Source organism: Acidobacteriota bacterium (assembly GCA_033549365.1).
Taxonomy (GTDB): domain Bacteria; phylum Acidobacteriota; class Aminicenantia; order Aminicenantales; family Saccharicenantaceae; genus JAWSUF01.
On the sequence record JAWSUF010000074.1, the window covers coordinates 1 to 527 of the forward strand.

General features: G+C 59.0%; 1 protein-coding gene. It reads right to left on the reverse strand.

The features are described from left to right. Positions 1 to 374 precede the first annotated feature (374 nt). Positions 375 to 527 (reverse strand): IS256 family transposase (locus tag SCM96_16125; GenBank protein MDW7762117.1); only part of this gene is annotated, 153 nt, incomplete at its 5' end.

The following is a 527-nucleotide window of genomic DNA, read 5'->3' on the forward strand; positions in this document are numbered from 1 at the left end:
ACCGACGCCAGACATAGGCGTCGGTTGAATCGTTTCATGATCCGGCGAAAAGGCCGGCATCTGAGAGCGACCGATGTTCCAACCTGGACGGCTGACTTTTTCCATGGCCAAGGACTATTTCGCCTGCGTGGGACTGTCCGATACCCGGCTGCGGCGTAATGCGGCGACATGAGAGACCACCGGAAAGCCGTGTGCGGGAAAATCGCATGCACGGTTTGATGAGCGGGGACAGGAAACGGAGCTATGGAACAGCCTGAGGCACCGGCGACAACGCGAAAGCGGCCGGAAACGGCTACTCCCTGCCTCCTACGGCCACCGCGCCTGTCCTCGACTCTAGTGTATGAGAAATCTTTGAGCCTATCCTGATGTTTCATTCAGGCCGCCTTCTCCATCACGCCGTCGACGAACACAACGCCTCGAATCACATGAGCCAGCATCGACACGCTGTTAAGTTTTCTCCAGCGCCGCTCGGCTTGCGTGGCGAGCTTGAAGACCATCGTCAGCGTCGCCGTGCGAGACCCACACCC